General features: G+C 61.1%; 20 protein-coding genes. 6 read left to right on the forward strand and 14 right to left on the reverse strand.

Features of this window, described 5'->3' with window-relative positions; genetic code table 11:
- Positions 1 to 70: 70 nt before the first annotated feature.
- Together K9B32_RS24810 and K9B32_RS24815 are read right to left on the reverse strand one after the other, a co-directional pair.
- Positions 71 to 1,075 (reverse strand): ABC transporter permease, encoded by a 1,005-nt coding sequence (locus K9B32_RS24810; protein WP_224567086.1) that lies wholly within the window; start codon positions 1,073 to 1,075, stop codon positions 71 to 73.
- A gap of 75 nt (positions 1,076 to 1,150) precedes the next feature.
- The gene (locus tag K9B32_RS24815; protein WP_224567088.1) at positions 1,151 to 2,674 is read right to left on the reverse strand and encodes a sugar ABC transporter ATP-binding protein; all 1,524 of its coding nucleotides are present in this window, start codon (positions 2,672 to 2,674) and stop codon (positions 1,151 to 1,153) included.
- Positions 2,675 to 2,844: 170 nt separating this feature from the next.
- Between K9B32_RS24815 and K9B32_RS24820 the strand changes: the two genes are divergently transcribed.
- The gene (locus tag K9B32_RS24820; protein WP_007802715.1) at positions 2,845 to 3,876 is read left to right on the forward strand and encodes a LacI family DNA-binding transcriptional regulator; all 1,032 of its coding nucleotides are present in this window, start codon (positions 2,845 to 2,847) and stop codon (positions 3,874 to 3,876) included.
- Between the two features lie 91 nt (positions 3,877 to 3,967).
- Here K9B32_RS24820 and K9B32_RS24825 read toward each other — a convergent pair whose 3' ends face one another.
- The 8 genes from K9B32_RS24825 to K9B32_RS24860 form a co-directional block, all read right to left on the reverse strand.
- Complete coding sequence (locus K9B32_RS24825; RefSeq protein WP_224567090.1) at positions 3,968 to 4,438, reverse strand: cupin domain-containing protein; 471 nt, start codon at positions 4,436 to 4,438, stop codon at positions 3,968 to 3,970.
- Between the two features lie 128 nt (positions 4,439 to 4,566).
- On the reverse strand, positions 4,567 to 4,785 hold the full coding sequence (locus tag K9B32_RS24830; protein ID WP_224567092.1) for a hypothetical protein: 219 nt from the start codon (positions 4,783 to 4,785) through the stop codon (positions 4,567 to 4,569).
- A gap of 202 nt (positions 4,786 to 4,987) precedes the next feature.
- Complete coding sequence (locus K9B32_RS24835) at positions 4,988 to 5,764, reverse strand: phosphodiester glycosidase family protein (protein WP_224567094.1); 777 nt, start codon at positions 5,762 to 5,764, stop codon at positions 4,988 to 4,990.
- 170 nt (positions 5,765 to 5,934) lie between these two features.
- Positions 5,935 to 7,245: a xylose isomerase gene (xylA, locus tag K9B32_RS24840; RefSeq protein ID WP_224567096.1), complete on the reverse strand. Its 1,311-nt coding sequence runs from the start codon at positions 7,243 to 7,245 to the stop codon at positions 5,935 to 5,937.
- Between the two features lie 37 nt (positions 7,246 to 7,282).
- A complete protein-coding gene (xylB, locus tag K9B32_RS24845) occupies positions 7,283 to 8,737 on the reverse strand; it encodes a xylulokinase (RefSeq protein WP_224567098.1) in 1,455 nt (484 codons plus the stop codon).
- A gap of 18 nt (positions 8,738 to 8,755) precedes the next feature.
- On the reverse strand, positions 8,756 to 9,781 hold the full coding sequence (locus K9B32_RS24850; protein WP_224567100.1) for a LacI family DNA-binding transcriptional regulator: 1,026 nt from the start codon (positions 9,779 to 9,781) through the stop codon (positions 8,756 to 8,758).
- Between the two features lie 146 nt (positions 9,782 to 9,927).
- The gene (locus K9B32_RS24855; RefSeq protein ID WP_224567110.1) at positions 9,928 to 11,514 is read right to left on the reverse strand and encodes a DHA2 family efflux MFS transporter permease subunit; all 1,587 of its coding nucleotides are present in this window, start codon (positions 11,512 to 11,514) and stop codon (positions 9,928 to 9,930) included.
- Between the two features lie 19 nt (positions 11,515 to 11,533).
- On the reverse strand, positions 11,534 to 12,730 hold the full coding sequence (locus tag K9B32_RS24860) for an HlyD family secretion protein (protein ID WP_224567113.1): 1,197 nt from the start codon (positions 12,728 to 12,730) through the stop codon (positions 11,534 to 11,536).
- Between the two features lie 152 nt (positions 12,731 to 12,882).
- On the opposite strand from K9B32_RS24860, the gene K9B32_RS24865 reads away from it, so the two are divergent.
- The 3 genes from K9B32_RS24865 (at position 12,883) to K9B32_RS24875 (ending at position 15,355) form a co-directional block, all read left to right on the forward strand.
- Positions 12,883 to 13,554, forward strand: coding sequence for a TetR/AcrR family transcriptional regulator (locus K9B32_RS24865; RefSeq protein WP_224567115.1), 672 nt, complete (start codon positions 12,883 to 12,885; stop codon positions 13,552 to 13,554).
- Positions 13,555 to 13,663: 109 nt separating this feature from the next.
- Complete coding sequence (locus K9B32_RS24870) at positions 13,664 to 14,503, forward strand: GyrI-like domain-containing protein (RefSeq protein WP_224567117.1); 840 nt, start codon at positions 13,664 to 13,666, stop codon at positions 14,501 to 14,503.
- A 102-nt stretch (positions 14,504 to 14,605) separates the two neighbouring features.
- Positions 14,606 to 15,355, forward strand: a complete 750-nt coding sequence (locus tag K9B32_RS24875) for a TerC family protein (protein ID WP_224567120.1) — start codon at positions 14,606 to 14,608, stop codon at positions 15,353 to 15,355.
- Positions 15,356 to 15,386: 31 nt separating this feature from the next.
- Here K9B32_RS24875 and K9B32_RS24880 read toward each other — a convergent pair whose 3' ends face one another.
- Positions 15,387 to 16,319, reverse strand: coding sequence for a phytanoyl-CoA dioxygenase family protein (locus tag K9B32_RS24880; protein ID WP_224567123.1), 933 nt, complete (start codon positions 16,317 to 16,319; stop codon positions 15,387 to 15,389).
- A gap of 75 nt (positions 16,320 to 16,394) precedes the next feature.
- Between K9B32_RS24880 and K9B32_RS24885 the strand changes: the two genes are divergently transcribed.
- Complete coding sequence (locus K9B32_RS24885; protein ID WP_224567126.1) at positions 16,395 to 17,240, forward strand: AraC family transcriptional regulator; 846 nt, start codon at positions 16,395 to 16,397, stop codon at positions 17,238 to 17,240.
- 46 nt (positions 17,241 to 17,286) lie between these two features.
- Here K9B32_RS24885 and K9B32_RS24890 read toward each other — a convergent pair whose 3' ends face one another.
- The gene (locus K9B32_RS24890; RefSeq protein ID WP_224567128.1) at positions 17,287 to 18,858 is read right to left on the reverse strand and encodes a DHA2 family efflux MFS transporter permease subunit; all 1,572 of its coding nucleotides are present in this window, start codon (positions 18,856 to 18,858) and stop codon (positions 17,287 to 17,289) included.
- Positions 18,859 to 18,882: 24 nt separating this feature from the next.
- Positions 18,883 to 20,082: an HlyD family secretion protein gene (locus tag K9B32_RS24895; RefSeq protein ID WP_224567130.1), complete on the reverse strand. Its 1,200-nt coding sequence runs from the start codon at positions 20,080 to 20,082 to the stop codon at positions 18,883 to 18,885.
- 123 nt (positions 20,083 to 20,205) lie between these two features.
- Between K9B32_RS24895 and K9B32_RS24900 the strand changes: the two genes are divergently transcribed.
- A complete protein-coding gene (locus tag K9B32_RS24900; RefSeq protein WP_224567132.1) occupies positions 20,206 to 20,862 on the forward strand; it encodes a TetR/AcrR family transcriptional regulator in 657 nt (218 codons plus the stop codon).
- Between the two features lie 28 nt (positions 20,863 to 20,890).
- Here the strand turns inward: K9B32_RS24900 and K9B32_RS24905 are convergent, their stop codons facing one another.
- Positions 20,891 to 21,439: a glutathione peroxidase gene (locus K9B32_RS24905; RefSeq protein ID WP_224567135.1), complete on the reverse strand. Its 549-nt coding sequence runs from the start codon at positions 21,437 to 21,439 to the stop codon at positions 20,891 to 20,893.
- Positions 21,440 to 21,571 lie beyond the last annotated feature (132 nt).

Raw genomic sequence — 21,571 nt, forward strand, 5'->3', positions numbered from 1 at the left:
ACGTCAGGGACTTTTCCTACCCGTCAACCGGACGCCCTGTGATCCCGGCCAATTCCTGGAGCCAGTCCGCCTACGATTTGCGGACCAGCGAACGCTGCACCAGCATGGCGATAATGATGATCGCACCCTGGATCGCACCGATGAGATATTCGCTGATAAAGTTCGACAGCAGCATGATGTTGCCGACGAGCTCGAGAATGAAGGCGCCGCAGATCGTGCCCCAGACACGGCCGGCACCACCCTTCAGCGCCGTACCGCCGACGACGACGGCGGTGATTGCCTGCAGCTCCCACAGGATACCGGTCGTTGCCGAGGTCGATCCAAGGCGCGGCACATAAAGCAGCACGGCGATGGCAACGCAGAGCCCCTGGATGACGAAGGCGATCGTGCGCACGCGATTGACCGCAATGCCGGAGTAGCGCGCCACATCGCTGTTGGAACCGACGGCGACGACATGCCGGCCGTAGCGTGTGCGGTAGAGGATGAAGGCTGCCACTGCAGTCACAGCCAGGATCACGACAATCGGCACCGGCACGCCGAGAACGCTGCCAAAATAGGCCGGACGATAGAGCGTCTGGATGTCGGGCGAACGCAGCGTGATCGCCCCGCCTTGGCTGAGCCACGTCGTCAGGCCGCGATAGATACCCATGGTGCCGAGCGTGGCGATGAACGGCTCGATCCTGCCGACCGTGGTGATCAGACCATTTGCAAGCCCGCAGAGCGCGCCAGCAACCAGCGTGAACAAGACCGCAGCGGCCAGCATCAACGTCGGATCGGCAATCACGCCGGAATTCATCAACAGGATCATCAGGCTGGCGACGAAGGCCACCATCGAGCCGACAGAAAGATCAAGATCGCCCGCGGAGATCACGAAGGTGGCGCCGACGGCAATGATGGCGATGAAGGCGCAGCGCGTCGCGACGTTCAAAAGGTTGGTGATGCCAATGAAGTTCGGATTGACCAGCGCGCCGACGATCAACAGCAGTATCAGCGCTGCAAAGGGCGCAACCGCCCTGAGATCGATATCCCGCCAGGGGCGACGCCTGATTTCCCTGGTCTCCTCGTGCACACTCATCTCCAAACCAACCTCCCGCCCCTTTGATGGGCATCATACCTGTGCGGCGCTGAGCGCAGCCGCCTCCCGCCAGCGTCAGGCGGCTTTCTTCTTCAATCCGGCTGCGTAGCGCATGATCTCCTGCTCGGAGATCTCGTCGCCCTCGAGCACGCCGACGATCCGCCCCTCACGCATCACGGCGACCCGTGTACAGAGACCGATCACCTCAGGCATCTCTGAGGAGACGACAATGATGGATCGACCGTCGCGCGCCAGCGCCGAGATGAAATGATAGATCTGCTGCTTGGTGCCGACATCGATGCCGCGTGTCGGCTCGTCGATGATGATGATTTTGGGCTCGGTCTCCATGACCTTGGCAAGCAGCAGCTTCTGCTGATTACCACCCGACATGCGGCCGGCAACGATATTGGTGTCGCGGACACGAATATCGAAGCGCCGCCGCGCCTTGGCGAGCGCCGCCGCCTCGCTGCTCGGGCTGAGATAGCCGTGCCGCGAATGCTGGCCGAGCGACTGAAGCGTCAGATTGGTCATCATGCCCGAGCGAAGGAGCAGGCCCTTCGACTTGCGATCCTTCGTCATGTAGGCAAGCCCGGCGCGGTTGACGGCATGCACATCGCCCGAAAGCACGGGTTCGCCGCGAATGACGACCTCGCCGGATGCGCGCGCGCGAAGCCCGGCGATCGCCTCCATCAGCTCCGTGCGGCCCGAGCCGATCATCCCGGAAAATCCGATGATCTCACCCTTCCGCACTTCGAAGCTGGCATTCTGCACGTAGCCCGTCGAAACGCCCTCGACCCGGAGGACGACTTCCTCGTCGACATTGGGCTCCACCTTGGTCGGATAGAGGCTTGAAAGCTCGCGTCCGACCATCAACTGGGCAATGGATTCGCCATCGAGCATCGACGTGGGGGCCGTCTTGACCCATTGCCCGTCGCGCAGCACGGTCACCCGGTCGGTGAGCTCCATCACTTCATCGAGCTTGTGCGACACGAAGATGAAGCTCGTCCCCTTGTCGCGCAGCTTACGCACCTGCCGAAACAGGAAATTCGTCTCTTCCCGCGAGAGCACGGCTGTCGGCTCGTCCATGATGACGACGCGGGCATCACGGCTGATTGCCTTGGCGATTTCCACCATTTGCTTGTCCGCGATCGACAGCGTGCCGACGACGGCATTCTCATCGACATGCGAACCGAGGAGATCGAGCGCCTTGCGGGTCTCGGCACGCATATACTTGCGATCGAGCACGCCGAAACGCGTGACTTCACGACCGAGGTAGAGGCTCTCGGTGACAGTGAGATGCTCGGCGAGATTGAATTCCTGATGGATGAGGACGATGCCAAGCGCTTCAGCCGCGCCGTTGGCTGGCAGTACGACCGGCTTGCCGTCGAGCAAGATCTCGCCCGAACTCGGCTGCTCGAACCCAGACATGACCTTGACCAGCGTCGATTTGCCGGCGCCGTTTTCGCCCATGAGAGCATGGATCTCACCGGCACGCAGGTCGAAGTTGACACTGAAGAGGACTTGCACGCCGCTGAACGACTTGCAGATGCGCCGCGCGGACAACACCACAGGCGCAGCGTCGACAGAATCCACACTCATTGACTGGCTTCCTCCCTGCGGCTCCCATCCGCTTGAAGCCATATGTAAACCTTTACACGAGGCATGTAAAGGTTTACATCGTTGTTACACACAGATCTGCCGGTCCCGGCGTTTGACCTCTCGGCAAGTCTGTGTAGTGTCGCGGCGAAGGCATCCCAAGGCAGGACGCAGTGTCGAATTCCACGCCCGCAACCATAGAAGACGTCGCCCGGATCGCCGAGGTTTCGATCGCGACGGTATCGCGGGCGATCCACACGCCGGAGAAGGTCGCCAACTCCACGCGCCTGAAAGTCAACCAGGCGATCGCCATCACCGGTTACACCACCAACTTCATGGCACGCAGCCTGCGGCTCGGCCGGTCGAACATGATACTCGTGGTCGCCCCAGATATCGGCGACCCGAATTTCTCCAACATTCTCGTCGGCCTGGAGAATGAAGCCCGCGCTCATGGCTACGGCATTCTGATCGGCCATACGCAGAATGACGCGCAACGCGGCCTTGAATATCTGAAGTTCCTGAATTCGAACCAGGCCGCCGGGCTGATCCTGTTTACCGGCATCCTGCCCTTCGGCCACCAAACGATGACCGCCCGCCTGCCGCCGAGCGTCGGCGTCTTCGAGCCCGTTTTCAACGGCGGCATCCCCTATGTCGGCGTCGACGACGTGGAGGGCGCCAGAAAGGCGGTCGACCTGCTGCTGGCCGAGGGCCACCGCAAGATCGCCTTCATCGGCGATTCGCGCACGCGCCTTGCCTATAGCCGGCGGCGTCAGGGCTATGATGCAGGACTCGATGCGGCGGGCGTTGCACCCGATATGCGCATCGTGCTGGAAGGCGACGGGACACTGGAAAGCGGCCGCCATGCCGTCGAACAGCTGTTCATGCGCGACACGCTGCCGACTGCCTTCATGTGTGTGAACGACCAGACGGCGATCGGCGTGATGATCGGCCTTGGCGCTCGCGGCTACGATATCCCGAACGACTTCTCGGTGACCGGCTTTGACGATGTGCCACAGGCCGTCTTCATGTCGCCGCCGCTGACCACCATCCGCCAGCCGCGGACATTGATCGGCAAACAAGCCATGGCGCTCCTTTTGGAGTTTCTCTCCGACGGCCAGCCGGCGGAGACCGAAATCCTGCTGCGGCCGGACCTTGTGGTGCGCAATTCCGTTGGAGCGCCTTCGCGTCGGTGGACCAAACGCTGACGCCAGCAGCTAAGCCTCCGGATGCTGGCACGCACGTCCCGCCGCACTTGGCGGCGGAAACAGTGGCCTTCGTGCCGCAACTGGCTATTGGCTATTGCGACTTTTGAGGATCGTCCGCCGGGTTGACGTACCTAATGCTCCATGGGCCGTTGGTGTTGATTTGGACGACAGTCTCGTCGTCGAAGTAAACGAAATGCGCCGTGCCCGGCGGCAAGGCAAAGAAACTGCCCGCAGGCAGTGCCTTCGTGGCGCTCCGATCGGCAGTTTTGCCCATGCCCAATTTGGCAGCCCCGGATATGACCGTGACCACTTCGTAGCCTGGATGCGTGTGCGGTGGGATCGCATACCCCGACGGCACTTTGAGCCGAAGGGCAAACAAGCCTTTCTTGGTGGGATTGCCGAACAAGACCGCCGCTTGCGCTCCGGCAGGAAGCGTTTTGGGGGCCTCGATCCATTTGACGTCACCGGGAGCGAATATTGTGTGCGCATCCTCTGCCAAGGCAAAGGCAGCGGTCCCACAAAATCCAATCCAACCGAGTGCGAATATCGATGCGATTTTCATGATATCCTCCCTCTCGCCGGGCCCTTCACCTCGGCCGCATGCTGGGGCAGGCTCGCGAAAGCTAAGGATACGTCCGCGGACCATCCCTAAGCAAGCCTTCCTCGGTCATCCGATCGAATGTCGGCAAGTCATTTCACCCGCTTGAACACCCATTTCACGACGTATTCGCCACTTCGCTTCATCTTCGTTTTCGTCTTGACCTGGACCGGCCCTCCCAGAGCCGCTTCGGCGGCTTCAAACGCCTGTCGCGCCTCGGCCATTGCCGTGTGATAGGCGCTGTTGTCGCGCTTGGGGCTGTCTGCGACGGCCTGCACGAGGGCGGTCCAATCACGTTCACTGTCGCCCATGTATCGGCCCTCCCGTTTGCAGCAGGGTGATCTACGCTCACCGCCGCTTGCCGCGCAAGCCACAATGATGGTTGGTGTCACCTCGCTGTGCCGAGGTGGGGAACTGGTCGCTATCCTCACCGGACTGGTAGCATTTGCGGTTCATGTCGATCGAGCGAAGATACGGGACGCGCCGTCCGGCAACTGCATCGCCGTCGTCGTGCTACTCGACAAGCCCGAACATAGGGCCGAACCCGCCATGCCAGGATTTGTCATTGCGCCCCATCTCCGGACTGTAGAAGCCGACACCTCGACCACCATCGAGAAACAGCGCATCGCGGCACGCCAAATGGTCGCGAAACAACCGCGCGAAATCATGGAAATTCACCTCGTCTTCGCTGACCGCGAAGCGCACCGCGCCATCGCCGCAGACGCCGACTCCGCCGCGACGAGTCCGGTCCGTCGATCCGACGATAAAGATCGGGTTTAGTTTATTGTCGATGACAAGCATCGGACCGGACTGGGTAGCGAAACGGACCGCGGGACGGCGCTTCAGGAATTCCTGCGTAGGAAGTACTCCGGCGCCGGCGCCATCGAGAAAGAACACGCCACTCGGCCTTTTATAGAAATTCGGCACCGGACCGGCGGCGGATCCATCGCTACGCGCCCTGTTGGCAGGCCGCAATTCTCGGCCATCCTCGACATAAAGACCGATCGGCGAAAAGTCGGGCAGATACATGCCGGCATTGACCGCAAACGCCAAAGTCCGCCCCTTGCCGCGAACGGCCTCGGCAACGCTCGAGAAATAACGGTACGGCTCTCCATCCGCGCTCTTCCAGAACAAGCGGAGATCGCCTTTTCCTTTCTCGATGGTGCAGACGATATACGCCTCCCCTTCGAAGGTGTCCTGTGCGCAGGGCTGGGCGCAAGCCAAGTTCGCAGATGTCGCTACAGCAAGCATCGTGGCCGCGGCAAGCATACCTTGTCTGAGATAGGCCATCGCTGCCATGTCCTTTCTGTCGTATCCCTTCGGCCGCCCGCAATGCGCCCAAGCGCCAGCAGCGTATCTCGCCGCAAGCTTCAAGGCCATGGCCGCGCACCGCCGCGATCAACGAAAAGAGGCCAGGAAGCTTTCGCTCCCCGGCCTTCTCCCCCACAATCAACCGCCGATCAGACGTAACGGTTGACGATGTTTTCGAGCAGTTCCTGTTTGCCGGACTTCGGCTGCGGGTTGATGTCCTTGGCTTCGACCCACTCGGCGATCTGCTCGAGCGAGTATTCGCCGCGGGCAAGCTTCTGGCCTTCGGCCGAATCCCAACCGGCATAGCGGGCGTCGAGCGGGCGGGAGAGTGCCTTGTCCTCGATCATCTTGGCCGCAGCCTTGAGACCGCGGGCGCAGGCATCCATGCCGCCGATATGGCCGATCAGCAGATCTTCCGGATCGAGCGACTGGCGGCGCAGCTTGGCGTCGAAGTTGGTGCCGCCGGTGGTGAAGCCGCCGCCCTGCAGGACGTAGTAGTAGGCGAGCGCCATCTCCGGAACGTTGTTCGGGAACTGGTCGGTATCCCAGCCCGACTGGTAGTCGTTGCGGTTCATGTCGATCGAACCGAAAATACCGAGCGCGTTGGCGAGCGCCAGCTCATGCTCGAAGGAGTGGCCGGCGAGGATCGCATGGCCCTGCTCGATGTTGACCTTCACTTCGTTTTCGAGCCCGTGCTTCTTGAGGAAGCCGTAGACCGTCGCAACGTCGTAGTCGTACTGGTGCTTGGTCGGCTCCTGCGGCTTGGGCTCGATCAGGATCGTGCCCTTGTAGCCGATCTTGTGCTTGTACTCGACGACGAGGTTGAGGAAGCGGCCGAGATGGTCGAGTTCCTTTTTGAGGTCGGTGTTGAGCAGGGTCTCATAGCCTTCGCGGCCGCCCCAGAGAACGTAATTGGCGCCGCCGAGCTTGGCCGTGGCGTCCATGCAGGTCTTCACCGTCGCGGCGGAGTAAGCGAAAACCTCCGGATCGGGATTGGTCGCGGCACCCGACATGAAGCGACGGTTCGAGAAGAGGTTCGCCGTGCCCCAGAGCAGCTTGACGCCGGTGGCGGCCTGCTTCTCGGCGAAGTAGTCGACGATCTCGTTCAGGTTTTTGGTGTTTTCTGCGAAGTTCTTGCCCTCCGGACGCACGTCCGCGTCATGGAAGCAGTAAAACGGCGCGCCGAGCAGCTGGAAGAGTTCGAACGCAACGTCGGCCTTCAGCTTGGCGGCCTTCATCGTGTCCTCGAACCAGGGGCGCAGGAAGGTCTGGCCGCCGAAGGGGTCACCGCCCTGCCAGGCGAAGGTGTGCCAATAGGCGACGGCGAAGCGCAGGTGGTCTTCCAGGCGCTTGCCGAGAACGACTTCGTCCTTGTTGTAGTGGCGGAAGGCGAGCGGATTGGTACTGTCCGGGCCCTCATACTTGATCTTCTGGATGTCGCCGAAAAATCCGGTGCTCATCTCGTGTCTCCTCAGGTTCGAATTGTTGTTATCGGGTTCAATGCTGCAGCGATTTGATCGCCGGGTAGAGAGCGCGATAGCGCTTGTAGGCATCTTCATAGGCGCCGGAGAACGCCGCGACGGGCTCGATCGTGCCCGCCGTCTTCGGTGGTGTGCAGACGGCAACCGGATTAGCGCCGGTCGCCGCGATCAGGCCGAGACGCGCCGCCCCGAACGCCGCGCCAAAATCGCCATCGGCAGGCAGGTCGACCGGCACGCCCAGCGCCGTGGCGATCGAGGCGAGCCAGTAGCGCGAGCGCGAGCCGCCGCCGATGGCGGTAACGCGGGAAATATCCGTGCCCGCCGAGCGCAGCGCTTCCAGATTGTCGCGGATGGCGAAGGAAACGCCCTCAAGAACGGCCTGGGTCAGCACCACGCGGCTGCTCTCATGCTCAAGACCAATGAACGCGCCGCGAATGACGGCATCGTTATGCGGCGTGCGCTCGCCCGAAAGGTAGGGAAGGAAGGTGGCGCCGGACGGCGCCTTCAACGTTTCGCCGAGTTCGGTGGTCAGATCCGCCGCCGACTTGCCGGTGACGCTCGAGTGCCAGTTCAGCGCGTCCGTCGCAGAGAGAATGACCCCCATTTGATGCCAAGTGCCAGGCAGCGCGTGGCAGAACGCATGCACGGCGCTTTCCGGCTTCGGCAGATAGGCGGCATTGGCCGCAAACAGAACGCCTGATGTGCCGAGCGACACGAAGGCCGCACCATCGCTGACCGTGCCCATGCCGCAGGCCGAAGCTGCGTTGTCGCCAGCGCCGCCCGCAACGACGACGCCTCCCGAAATACCCCACTTGCCAGCCAGCTCGCCGCGAAGCTTACCGCCCTGCTCCGTGCCCTCGATCAGATGAGGCATCTGCTTTTCATCAAGGCCGGTGGCCGCAAGAAGCTCCGATGACCATTTGCGTTTGCCGGTATCGAGCCAGGAGGTGCCGGCCGAATCCGACATCTCGGAGATGTGCTCGCCAGTCAACCAAAGACGCAGGTAGTCCTTCGGCAGCAGCACCTTGGCGACCTTCGCAAAGATCTCCGGCTCATGCTTGGCAACCCAGGCAAGCTTCGGCGCGGTGAAGCCGGGGAAAACAATATTGCCGGTCAGCTTGCGAAAACGCGGATCGGAATCCAGAGCAGCCGCTTCGACATAGGAACGCGTATCGTTCCAGAGAATGCAGGGACGCAGCACCTTGTCGTCGGCGTCGAGCAGCGTCGCCCCGTGCATCTGACCGGAGAGGCCGATGCCCTTCACGGCAGCGAGCTCCTGCGGATGCTTTGCCTTCAGCCCGGCAACGGCCTCATCCGTCGCGCGGATCCAGTGCGATGGCTCCTGCTCCGACCAGCCGGAATGCGGGCGCGAGACGTCGAGCGAACCATTGGCCGAGCCGATGATCTTCTGATCGCCGTCGATCAGCATGGCTTTGACGCCGGAGGTTCCGAGATCGAGACCCAGATACATGTGTTTCTCCCTTTGCCGTTACGGCAGATTGTCTTTTAGAAATATGTCGAGACGAATGCGCTCCTGCGCCGCGATGACGGGGAGCCCGTCCGCCTTCGCCTTGAGGACGCGAATGGCGCTGCGCACCTCATGGCCCGCATCCTGGTTCAAAATTGCGTCGATCGTTCCGTCGAGGAGTGCGGCGCGGGTATGCGCCGTTAGCTCATGGGCGACAACCGTCAGCGACCGATCGACCACCTTCTCCTTCAGCGCCCTAATCAGCCCGCGGTTGCCGGCGCCGAGGCTGTAGATGCCGATGATGCCGCTTTTCTTCGACAACGCATCTGCCACCAGCATATGGGCCATCTCCGGATCGTCGCGGCCTTCGATGACGGGCAGTATGGAGAGCGAAGGAAATTCCTCGGCCGTGACGGCGACGAAACCCTCGAGGCGTTCGCGATGGTCGCGCACCAGCATCGAGCCGGCAAGCACAGCGATCTCACCCTTGGCGCCACCGAGGAACCGCCCGAGAAGCCGTGCGGCCGTGCGGCCCGCGGCGATATTGTCGACGCCGGCATAGTGATGGCGCTGCGAACCAGTGAGATCCGAGACCAGCGTCACGACGGGAATGCCGTCCCTCACCAGTCGGTCGACGGCATCACGGACCTCAGGCGCATCGGTGGCGACAAGCGCGATCCCCGAAGGTCGCTGTTCTTGCAGCTCACCCAAAACCTTCACGAGTGCAGCGGGATCGAACGCCGGCACCTCGAGGGTGCGAATATCCGTTCGCTCCACGGACGAACGCGCGGCGGCCGCACGTACCTCGTGGTTCAGCCCGTGCATGAAGGAATTGTCGCTGGCCGGCAGGATGAAGACGAGCGGATAAGTGCGGCCTTTGGCGAGGTTGGCAGCAGCGACATCCCTGATGTAACCGATCTCGCGAATGGCGTTCTCGACCTTCTCGCGCGTCACGTGGCGCACGCCCGGACGTTGGTTCAAAACCCGGTCGACGGTCGCCAGGCTGACACCCGCCGCAGCAGCGATATCGTGGACTGTTGGTCTCATCTTTCCTCCTGACGAGACCTTTAGCTCCAAATATGATGTACGTAAATCAAAATTTGCAAACGTTTCCGTTCACGTCAAATCTTTGTACAAAAACAAAGGCCGGCCTGGTATGCCGGGCCGGCCTTGACGTTGATCTAAAAAGGGAACTAGTGGCCACCACCGCCGCCGCCTTGGGGCGCAGGTTTGTCGAGCATCGCAACGCCGAGGATCATTGCCAGGAATAGCACAGTCAACAACAAGAAGATGTCGCTGAACGACAGTACCATCGCCTGCTTGGTCACGAGCCCGACCATCTGCTTGATCGCAACCACAGCGCCATCCATGCCATAGGTATCGAATTTCGCCGTCATGTTTTTCAGCTGGTCGAGCGCCGCCGGGCTGCTCCAATCGAAATTCTCGCGCAGCCGCTCGTAGTGAACGTCCTGCCGGTTCGTCAGCACCGTGTTGATGACCGCCAGACCGACGGCGCCACCGAGGTTGCGCGTCAGGTTGAAGAGCCCGGATGCACCGCGCATACGGGCTGGCGGCATCGTGCCAAGCGCGATGTTGTTGATCGGCACCATGCACATCATCAGCCCGAAACCACGAAAGAGCTGCGGAATGAAGAGCTCGTAGAAGTCCCAGTCCTGGGTCAGATGCGTCATGATGTAGGTGCCGGCTGCGAAGCTCGCGAGGCCGATCACCATCATTAGCCGCAGGTCCATCTTCGTCGACAGCTTTCCGGCGATTGGCGCCGTGAAGAACATTGCAAGGCCGGACACGAACATGGTCTCGCCGATCATCAGCGAGTCGTAGCCGCGGATGCGCCCGAGATAGACGGGATAGATATAGGTCAAGCCGTAGAGACCGATGCCCATGACGAACGAGAACACGGAGCCGAAGGCGAAGTTCCGGTTCGAGAAGGCCCTAAGGTCGACCACCGGGAATTCCACGGTGAAGGCCCGATAGAAGAAGACGACGGCTGCAATTGCAGAGGCGATCGCGCCCATAAAGATGTAATTATCGTTGAACCAGTCGTTGGAGTTGCCTTCCTCCAGCACGTATTCAAGGGCGCCGAGGAAGACCCCCATCGACAGCAGGCCCCACCAATCGAACTTCTTGATCAGCGCGAATTCCGGCTTGTCGAAATCGATGAAATTCCAGGTAACGATCGTCACGATGATGCCGGGAACGATGTTGACCAGGAAGAGCCAGTGCCAGGAGAAGGCGTGGCTGAGATAGCCGCCGACAGTCGGGCCGATCGTCGGGGCAAGCGTGGCGATCAGGCCGATGATCGGCGACACGATGCTCCGTTTGGAAGGCGGGAAGATCGTGAATGCGGCTGCAAAGACCGACGGAATCATGCCGCCGCCGATGAAGCCCTGGATGGCGCGATAGACGATCATCTGGTCAATATTCGTCGCCGTCGCGCAGAGCGCACTCGAAAGCGTGAAGCCGGCCGCCGAAATCGCGAAGAGGTATCGTGTCGAGATGATGCGCGCGAGCGTGCCGGAGAGCGGAATCATAATGACTTCGGCGATCAGATATGAGGTCTGCACCCAACCTATCTCGTCCGAGCCGGCGCTGAGGCCCGCCTGAATCTCGGCCAGAGACGCCGATACGATCTGAATGTCGAGGATCGACATGAACATGCCGACCACCATCGCGAAGAAGGCGATGAGCTTGCGCGGGTCCATCTGCTCCGCGGCCGCCGGAGCGGCCGGGATTGTTCCAACTGTTGCACTCGCGGCCATGGGCCCACCTCGTCGGGATCTACTTGGCCGCATCCGGCGCTGTGCGCGTATCGACATCGACGACAACGCTGAGGCCGGCGCGCAGACGGCCGCTATCGAGAGCGTCCTGCGGCAGCGAGATGCGAACCGGCACGCGCTGAATGATCTTCGTGAAGTTGCCCGTCGCGTTTTCCGGGGGCAGTAGCGAGAAGACGGAGCCGGATGCCGGCGAGATCGATTCGACCGTGCCGACGATCGGGTGATCGTCATAGGCATCCACGTGGACCTTGACCTTCGAGCCCGGAACCAGATGCTGGATCTGCGTTTCCTTGAAGTTCGCGTCGATAAAGAGTTCGCGGACAGGGACGAGCGCCATCAGGCGCTGGCCGGGCGACACAAGATCGCCTTCCTGGACCGAACGGTTGCCGACGACGCCGTCATATGGCGCCTTCAGCACCGTGAAGGAGAGGTCGCGGGCAGCTTTGTCGCGTGAAAGCTCGAGCTGGCGGATCGTGCCTTCCGCTTCGCGGCGCTGCGCCTGCAGCAGGGTGATATTTGCCTGCGCGGATGCGATCGCTGCATCGCCGCCGATGAGGTTCGCCTTGGCCTGGTCGAGCGCGATGTTGGCGGCATCGAGGTTAGCGGTGGTGCCGACCGACTTGGATTGCAGTTCGGCGGCACGGGTCTGAGTGATCTGCGCACCGCGAACAGTGGCTTCCAAAGCCGTCTTCTGGGCTTTGGCCTGATCGAGGCTTGCCTCTCCACCGGCGATCTGCGCATCGATGCGCTGCAGCGAGAGCTTTTCGGTATCGAGGGAAGCGACCGCCTGGTCGAGGGCGAGCTTGTAGTCGCCATCGTCAAGCGACGCCAGAACATCGCCCGCCTTGACCTTCTGGTTGGCAACGACATTCACCTTGGCGACATAGCCCGTAACCTTCGGCGAAATGGTCGCGATGTCGCCTTCGATGTATGCATCGTCCGTCGAGACGAGGAAACGGCCCGTCGTCCACCAATCGTAGCCGTACCAGGCAGCGCCCGCCAGAAGCGCGAGGCCTATGATCGGCAATGCGAAGCCGCGCTTTTTCTTCTGCTCGGCCGGAGCCGCCTGGGTATCGGCGGGAGCTTGCGGCGCACGCGGTGCTTCCGCGGTGGGAACAACTGCTTCCTGAGCCCGGCCTTCGGCTTCAGCGGGTTCGCTGACGATGCGGGCAACAGTGGCTTTTGGGCTGGACGACATGGGGGCTACCGGTAATGGAGTGAATTTGATCGAACTGAACGGTTCGGTTCAGTTGACATAGAACCTTTTTGCATTCATATCAAGATGTATCGAACCGCCCGGTTCGATTTTGTTAACGAAACGTTCGCGGATGCGAATATGGTTAAGGAGCGATGACAGAGCTTTCCGATACGCGCGCAGACGAGTCTCCCTCGACAGGCGGCCGATGGGCCGCGGGCGAAGACCCTGCCAAGCGCAAGCAAATTCTCGACGGCGCCCGCCGCGTTTTCATGAAACTTGGCTTCGATGCCGCGAGCATGAACGATGTAACGCGCGAGGCCGGAGTTTCAAAGGGAACGCTCTACGTCTACTTCGCCAACAAGGAAGAGCTCTTCACCGCGATGATGGAGAGCGAGCGAGCGGCTTTCGTCGCCAGCGTGCGCAACACTCTCAAGGAATCCAATGATCCCGACGTCGCGTTGCACGACTTCGGCATGACCTTTGTCAGCCACCTGACCGAGGATAAGGTCATCAATGCAATGCGCACGGTCATCGGCGTACGCGACCGCATGCCGCACCTCTGTCAGCGCTTTTTCAGCGGCCCGGAGAACATCAGGACGGTGTTGAAGGATTTCCTGACGAGCCAGGTCGAGGCTGGCCGTTTCGAGATCGACGACATCGAGCTTGCCGCCCGGCAGTTCCTGGAACTCTGCGGTGGAAGTTTCTTCAAGCTGCGCCTGTTCGGCGATATGGACGCCCCTCCTCCGCGCGAGGAGATGGATCGCGTGGTCAATGGCGCCATCCGCGTCTTCACGGCAGCCTACGGCGCCAAGAAGCAGTCCTGAACCCCGCCCCCTTTGATTTCTTCCTCCGTCCGCGCCAGAATTCCGCAACCGCGATCAAACGCGACCTGCTGCCCTTCGCTATGAAAGGCGTGCAGCCAAGGGAGAAGGAATGAGCGCCGTCGGACGAGCGATCTGGTTTATCGAAAGTCATTTCGGCAACGACATCACTCTGCAAGAGATTTCGGACGTTGCCGGGCTTTCGCGCTACCACCTTTCGCGCGTCTTCGGGCTTGTCACCGGGCATTCGATCAGCAGCTATATCCGCGCCCGCCGCCTCAGCGGTGCGGCACGGACGCTGCTCGATCAACCGGCCAACATTCTCGAGGTTGCTCTCGACGCGGGTTACGGCTCGCACGAGGCATTCACCCGTGCCTTTCGCGATCAGTTCGGTCTAACACCTGAGGCCGTCCGCAAGCAGGGGCATACGCGCAACCTCGCACTTCTGGAGCCGATCCGCATGGACCCCGCCCGCCTTCCCGAACTCGAACCGCCGCGCTTCGAGACCCTGCCGCCGATGCTCTTGGCCGGTTTGCAGGAGACATATCCCTACGGTGGCAACGCCGCGATCCCCTCACTATGGCAAAAATTCAATGTTCATTTCGGCAACATTCCCGGCCAGATCGGCAATGTCGCCTATGGCGTCTGCACGCATATCGAGGGCGAGGCAGAGAAGTTCCGCTACATGGCGGCAGTGGCAATCGATGACGGCAGCGACCTGCCGGACGGCTTTACCACGCTAAAGATACCCGGCCAGCCCTACGCGGTCTTTGCTCATCGCGGCCATGTCTCTGGCATTCCCGCAACGATGCATCAGATTATCGGGAGCTGGATGCCGAACTCCGGCATTCAATTCGGCGACATGCCCGACATGTTCGAGCGCTACGACGAGCGCTTCGACCCCTATGCCGGCATGGGCCTGACGGAAATCTGGATTCCCATCAAGGAATAAAAGTCGTCTGGCTTTCGTATATCCCCTTGCGCGCTTGCCAAGGCAGGCTGCGTCCGTACATTGCGAGCGTCAAATCTATGTGGCGCAAGGGGACATACGCCAATGCAAGACATCATGATGCTCGTTCAGGACCCGGCCGCCTGGGTGGCCCTCGTCACCCTCGTGGTGATGGAAGTGGTCCTCGGGATCGACAACCTCATCTTCATTTCCATTCTCACCAACAAGCTGCCGCCCGAGCATCGCGACAAAGCACGCAAGGTGGGCATTGGCCTCGCGCTTGTGATGCGACTTGCCCTCCTCGGCACCATTGCCTGGATCGTGAAGCTGACGACACCGATCTTCGAACTGTTCGGTCACGGCTTCTCCTGGAAGGACATCATCCTCATCGCCGGCGGTCTCTTCCTCCTGTGGAAGGCGACGAAGGAAATTCACCACAACGTCGATCCGGTCGATCACAACGAGGATTTCATTGCCACGGCAGCAACGGCCGGCTTTACAGCCGCGATTGGTCAGATCCTGCTGCTGGACCTCGTCTTCTCGGTCGACAGCATCATCACCGCCGTCGGCATGACACCGCATTTGCCGATCATGGTCGTCGCCGTGATTGCGGCAGTAACCGTGATGCTGGTCGCCGCCACGCCGCTTGCGAATTTCATCGAGAAGAACCCAACCATCGTCATGCTGGCCCTTGCCTTCCTGATGATGATCGGCACGACCCTGATCGCCGAGGGCATGGGCTTCCACGTGCCGAAGGGCTACGTCTACGCTGCGATGGCCTTCTCGGCGTTGGTGGAGGTGCTCAACATGTTCGCACGCAATGCCCGCCAGCGGAAAAAGCAAGGCGGCCACTGAACCACCAAAGGGCGCGGCTATGGGCCGCGCCCTAAAGCATGTCCCCCAGGCTCCAATGATTGCCCCACCGCGCATCGATCTCGTCATCGACGTTCTGATAGCGGATGTCCGTTGATAGCCTGATCCGGTTCGAGGCGCTTTGGTTCGTGGTCGAGGCGTGGATCATATAAGGACTGTGCAACACGACGTCGCCGGCCTCGTAGTCGGCGACCAGCCAGCGCGTATTGAAGCGCTCCGCCATCTCGGGGAGGTCCTTCGAAACCCAGCCGCCCTCGGTCATGTTGCGGTTGAATGCACTGATCCTTTCCTCTGCAGACAGGTCGAGGCTCTTCCTGGAAAACTCCTCTTCCATGCGCACGCCAACGGCATGCGATCCCTCGAGATAGACGAGCCCGCCCATGTCGACCGGTGTATCGCCGATCGGAATCCAGGCGGTCACCAGCCGGTTGGTGCCGCCCCGCAGATAGACGAGATCGTAATGCGCGGGGGTTGCCGTCGCCGTGCCGGGCAGGGTGAAACGCATGATCTTGCGCTTGTGCAGGTAGGAGATTGCGGAAAGGAACTCGTCCATGAACCGCGCAAGCCGCGGCTGCGCGCAAAAACCCTCAAAGGCGACCGAGCGGACGAGCGACATCAGAATGCGATCTACCTGGCCTTTGTCTAAGCCCGTGCCGGCGGATAGCCCGAGCATCGGATCGGAGCCGGGTGCGACGAGCCCGCCGCGTGCCAGATGCGAGAAAACCCAGCCGCGAAACGCGTTGACCGCTTCGGGATCGAGAAAGCGCTTCAACCAGACATAGCCGTTTTCGTGATAAAGCCTGCGGATCGCCTCCACGCCGATCGACGGATCCGTCGGCACGAGCCCACCCAACCGGTTCGCCGCCGTCGAAAGGACCTTCCCGTTGGCGTCCAGGTCGGTCGCCGGCGCCTGTCCGGGCTTGCGATCCAGAGCAAGACTTGACATTTCGATCACTCCCAAAGCGAAATAGACGCTGGAAAATCTGGGGGATGGAAAGCAGACTTGCCATGGATGGAAAGAATGACTGGATTTTTCGCTCATGACGAAACACCGATCGCCCTCTATCGCTCACCCTCTGCCGGCGGCACGGCGCTCGCCGTCATGGGGTTCGGCCGGCAACGCATTGGAACACGTATCGCCAACCGCCGCCTGCCGATGCACGCCGTCGTCCTCGTGGAAGCCGGGCATGGCACGCTACAGACGGTGAAGGCGGGTATTCAGGAGATCCGCGGGCCATCGCTCTTCTGGCTGCCCGCCGGCACAATGCATTCCTATGGCCCGACAAACGGAGAGAGTTGGGAGGAACAATGGGCTCTCTTCGAGGGAACGCTGATGGCAGACCTGATGCGTCAGCGCCTGATATCCGCGGCAGCTCCGCTGGTGCGCCTGCACAATCTTCGCGAGATGCAGCATCTCTTCAGCGCGCTTCACTCGGACTTTGCCGCAGGCGATCCACTCAGCCTTGCATCGGCAGCAGCGACGCTTCACCGCATCGCCGTCCAATGTGCCCGCCAGGCAACCACGCGCAAGAACGATGCCGGCGACGTAAAAGTCGAATTGGTGATCGAGACCTTGCAGCGTCGCGCATTCGAGCCGACGGACATGCGGTCCCTAGCGCAGGAATTCGGCATGTCCCCGGCAACGTTGCGGCGGCGTTTCCAGGCGGCCATCGGCCTCGCACCGAAGGCCTTCCAGCGGCGCCTTCGCATCGATCGGGCCAAGCAGTTGCTGGCGACATCCGATCTCTCGATCGAGGCGATTTCGAATGCCGTCGGCATCGAGGACGCTTTCTACTTTTCCCGAATGTTTCACGATCGCGAACACTGTTCGCCAAGCGAGTTTCGCCGCCAGCACTGCAGATTGTGAGCGCAGCCGATATCAACCGGTCTTCGCCATTTGACGAATGGCGGGCTCAGTGCGCGCCGGCACCACCACCCGCCTGCGACTTCCGGGTGAGCAACAGAGCCAACGCGGCGATGGCAAGCACCACTCCAATGACCGCGAACGTGTCGCTGAAGCCAAGAATGAGCGCCTGGCGCTTGACGATTTGGCCCAGGAGGACGATGGCTTTCTTGCTCGCGACCGCTGGGTCTGAGACCCCGTGCGCCAGGAAATAATTCGTCGTTTGGCTGAGGCGGTCGCGAACCTCGTCGCGGGCCAGCGTCACAGACTGACCGATGATATTCGAATGGAACTGCTCGCGCTTCGTCAGGATCGTACCCAGCGATGCCGTGCCAACGGCGCCGCCGAGGTTGCGCAGCATGTTCGTCAAGCCCGAGGCAGCCGCCGCATCCGACGCAGCGATGCCGGCAGTCGTGATGGCGGTGATCGGGGTCAGGACAAGGGCCTGGCCCACGGCGCGCACGATATTCGGAATCCAGAACTGATCACCGGCGTTGTCTGCCGACAGCGTGATGTTCATGAAACAGCTGATCGCGAAGATCGAAATGCCAAGGAAGCCGATATAGCGGGCGTCGAAGCGCTTCATCAGCAGTGGGACCAGCGGGATCAGGAGAAGTTGCGGCAATCCGGTCCAGGCCAGCACATTGCCGATCTGCTCGGCGTTGTACCTCTGCACCTGACCCAGATACTGCGGGAGGATGTAGACGGTGCCGAAGAGGGCGACGCCGACGAGCACATTGACAGCAACGCCGATACCGAAATTGCGCTGTTTCAAAAGACGCAGCTTCACCAGGGGTTTTTCAACCGTCAGTTCGATCCAGATGAAAGTGGCGAGGAAGACAACGGCCACGATACTGAGTTTGACGATGAAAGGCGAGGAGAACCAGTCCTCCTTGTTGCCCTCCTCAAGCACGGTCTGCAGGGCAGAAAGGCCAATCGCCATGGTAAAAATGCCAGCCCAGTCGCCCTCCTTCAGCAGGTGGAGCTGCATCGGCTGCTTCTCGAGCGTCAAGGCAAGCGCGATCACCATGATTGCGCTCGGGACAGCGTTGATGAAGAAGATGGTCTGCCAGCCGTAATTTTCGGTGAGAAAGCCGCCGATCGTGGGGCCGATGGCCGGAGCGAAGGTAACGGACAGGGCGAAGAGCGCCAGGCCGCGCGGCTGCTGCACCTTCGGCAGCTTGGTCAAGACCATGGTGAAAGCCATCGGGATCAGCACACCGCCGGCAAATCCCTGCAACCCGCGCAACAGGATCATCGTCCCGAGGTCATGGGCGAACGCACAGGCAATCGAGAAGATCGGGAAGAGAACCGAATTGACGAGAATGTAGCGACGGAAGGAAAAGACGCTGCTGAAATACGCCGTCAGCGGAATGACGACGATCTCGCCGATCAGATATGAAGTTGAAATCCAGGCACCATTGTCGACGCCTGTGCCGATGCCGCCCTCGATCTCGAGGAGGGAAGCATTGGTGATCTGGATGTTGAGGATTGCCATGAATGCGCCGATCATGCCGGCAAGTACGGCAATCCAATCCTTCATGCTGGCACGCGGCTTTGAGACAGCAATTGTGGTAGACATGACAAGATCCTCATCTTCTGCCCATCAGGCCCCATGAGCCGCGTTGGCGGCCTTGGTGTTGATGCTCGGTTGCACCGACATGCCGGGACGAAGGTCGCCGCTGGCGGCGCCATTGGCATCGAGCACGATCTTGACCGGGATACGCTGCACGACCTTCGTGAAGTTGCCGGTCGCATTGTCGGGCGGCAGCAGGGCGAACTCCTGGCCGCTGGCCGGCGCTATGCTGTCGACATGACCGTGATAGATGCGGCCGGGGAACATATCGACTTCGATGTCGACCGGCTGGCCGGCATGCACGTCGGTCAGCTGCGTTTCCTTATAGTTGGCAATCACATAGGCCGCATTCATCGGGACGACCGACATCAACTGTGTACCTGCTTGAACGTACTGACCCACGCGCAGCGTCCGGTTGCCGACGGTGCCGTCAACCGGTGCCACGATCGTGGCATAGGAGAGATTGAGCTCGGCCTGACGCTCGACGGCCTGGCTGCGGGCCAGAGCAGCTTTTGCCTGAGCAAGCTCAGCGTTCAGAAGATCGACCTGTTTTACGGCCGCATCGAGGGCTGCGCTATCGCGCACGATCGTTGCCTGTGCCGCGGCGATCTGCGAGGCCGCCTGCTGGGCGGTCTGGACCGGGGCGTAGCCGTTGGTGGCAAGGCTCGAATAGCGCTTGTTGTTCTGCTCGGCGAACGTCTCGTTGGCCTTGTCAACCTGGACGGTGGCGCGGGCGGCAGCGATCGTCGACTGCTGGATAGCGAGGGCCGCCTGCTTGGCATTTAGCGTGGCCGCAGCGGCGGAAACGTCGGCTTTTGCCTGGTCGAGCGCGGTCTGGAAATCGCGATCATCGATGCGCGCAAGCGGCAGGCCCGCCTTCACCGGCTGGTTATCATTGACAAGCACCTCGGCCAGATAGCCAGAGACCTTGGGGGCAATCGTGCTGTTATCCGCCTTTACATAAGCGTCATCGGTCGACACATGGAAGCGACCGACCGTCCAGTAATCGTGCCCGTAATAGGCGCCCGCAGCCACGATCGCGAGGGCCGCTGCACCAAGCAGCAGCGACCGACCCGGTCGCTTGCGGGATTGCGGCACCGTGGCGGCAACGCGTGGCGCCTCCGCTTGCAGCGGCCTGCCAGCCTCAAGCGTTTGCGGGGCCGCCTCTACCACCGCTTCAGTGGTTGGGGCGCTGTTGTTGTTCAGAGCATGCAGCTTCTGCGCGGTCATTGTTTTCTCCGGATCATGGCCGCCGTCGGGAGGGCTGCGGCTTCTGATGCTTAAAAAGGAAAATTGACGTTTTCCAAAATATGCTCTATAAAATCGATGTCAACATGAATTTGGAAAACCGCGATGCTCCCAAATCACAAGATCGAGAGAAGGCCACGTGGCAGACCGCAGGCGCGGTGCGACGAGGACACCAGGAGCGTCATCATCGAGGCTGCGAACAAGCAGTTTCACCAGAATGGATATGCGACGGCCAGCATCGCGGCGATCGCGCAGGAAGCTGGCGTCTCGACGAAGACGCTCTACCGGCTCTTTCCAACAAAAGCCGACCTCTTCTCGGATCTGATTTCCGATCGCATCGGCCGCTTTCTGTTGGCGCTCGACCCGACCACGCTTGCGGCGGCTGATCTGCGCCAGGGGCTGGAGCGGATGCTGATGGCCTACGGCATGCTGACGCTCTCGGAAGACACCATCACGATGATGCGCCTTGTGATCGGCGAGTCCGATCGCTTCCCCGAGATCGCGGCCTCGTTCTATGAAAACGCCATCGTCCGCACGAATGCGCTGATGGAGGGATGGCTGCGCAAGCAGGTCGATCGCGGCGTCATTGCCCTCGCCGACCCGCATGCCGCCTGCGGGATGCTGCGCGGCATGATGGCCATGGAGCCCCAGCGCGCCGCAATGTTGCGCCAGCAGCCGGCCCCCGGGATCGAGGAGATCGCCGCGCGGGCAAAAATGTGCGCCGATCTGTTTATGAACGGCGCGGCAGTCGTTCCGGCATAGTAGCCGCGCTTAAGCGCAAAGACCTTTGTCAGGCGGTCTTTGCAAGCTCCTTGTCGATCGCCGAGACCAGCCGCTGATCCTCGGCGGTGACATCAGGCGCAAACCGCGCAGCCACCTTGCCGTCGCGACCGACCAGGAACTTTTCGAAATTCCAGAGGATTTCACTGTTGTCGCCGCTCGCCAGACCGTTGGTGCGCAGCCGCTCCCGCATCGGACCGTCGCCGATGGCAGTACCGGCAGCGGCTGTCAGCAGTTGGTAAAGCGGATGCTTGTCCTCGCCCTTTACCGAGATCTTCGAGAAGATCGGGAATTTCACGTCGTAGGTCAGGGTGCAGAATTCGACGATCTCGGCATCCGTACCAGGCTCCTGCCCCTTGAAATTGTTTGCCGGAAAGGCGGCAATCACGAAGCCGCGCTCGCGCTTGTCCTCATAGAGCTTCTCAAGCCCTTCATACTGGACGGTCAGACCACATTTGGAGGCGACATTGACGACCAGGATCACCTTGCCACGGTGATCGTTCAGAGTCGTCTCGCGACCATCAGCCAGCTTCACGGGTACATTCAAAACATCAGTCATCGCCATCTCCAGCATGAATTTCGCTGCGGAAGCTATACCCACCGATACGTTTGTCCAGCGGGCAGACGCAGTCCACTGGCAAAATCAATTAAAACAGCTAGTTTGCCCCGAGAGCACGGGAGGGCGCGACGG

It is taken from the genome of Rhizobium sp. 3T7 (assembly GCF_020166565.1).
Taxonomy (GTDB): Bacteria; Pseudomonadota; Alphaproteobacteria; order Rhizobiales; family Rhizobiaceae; genus Rhizobium.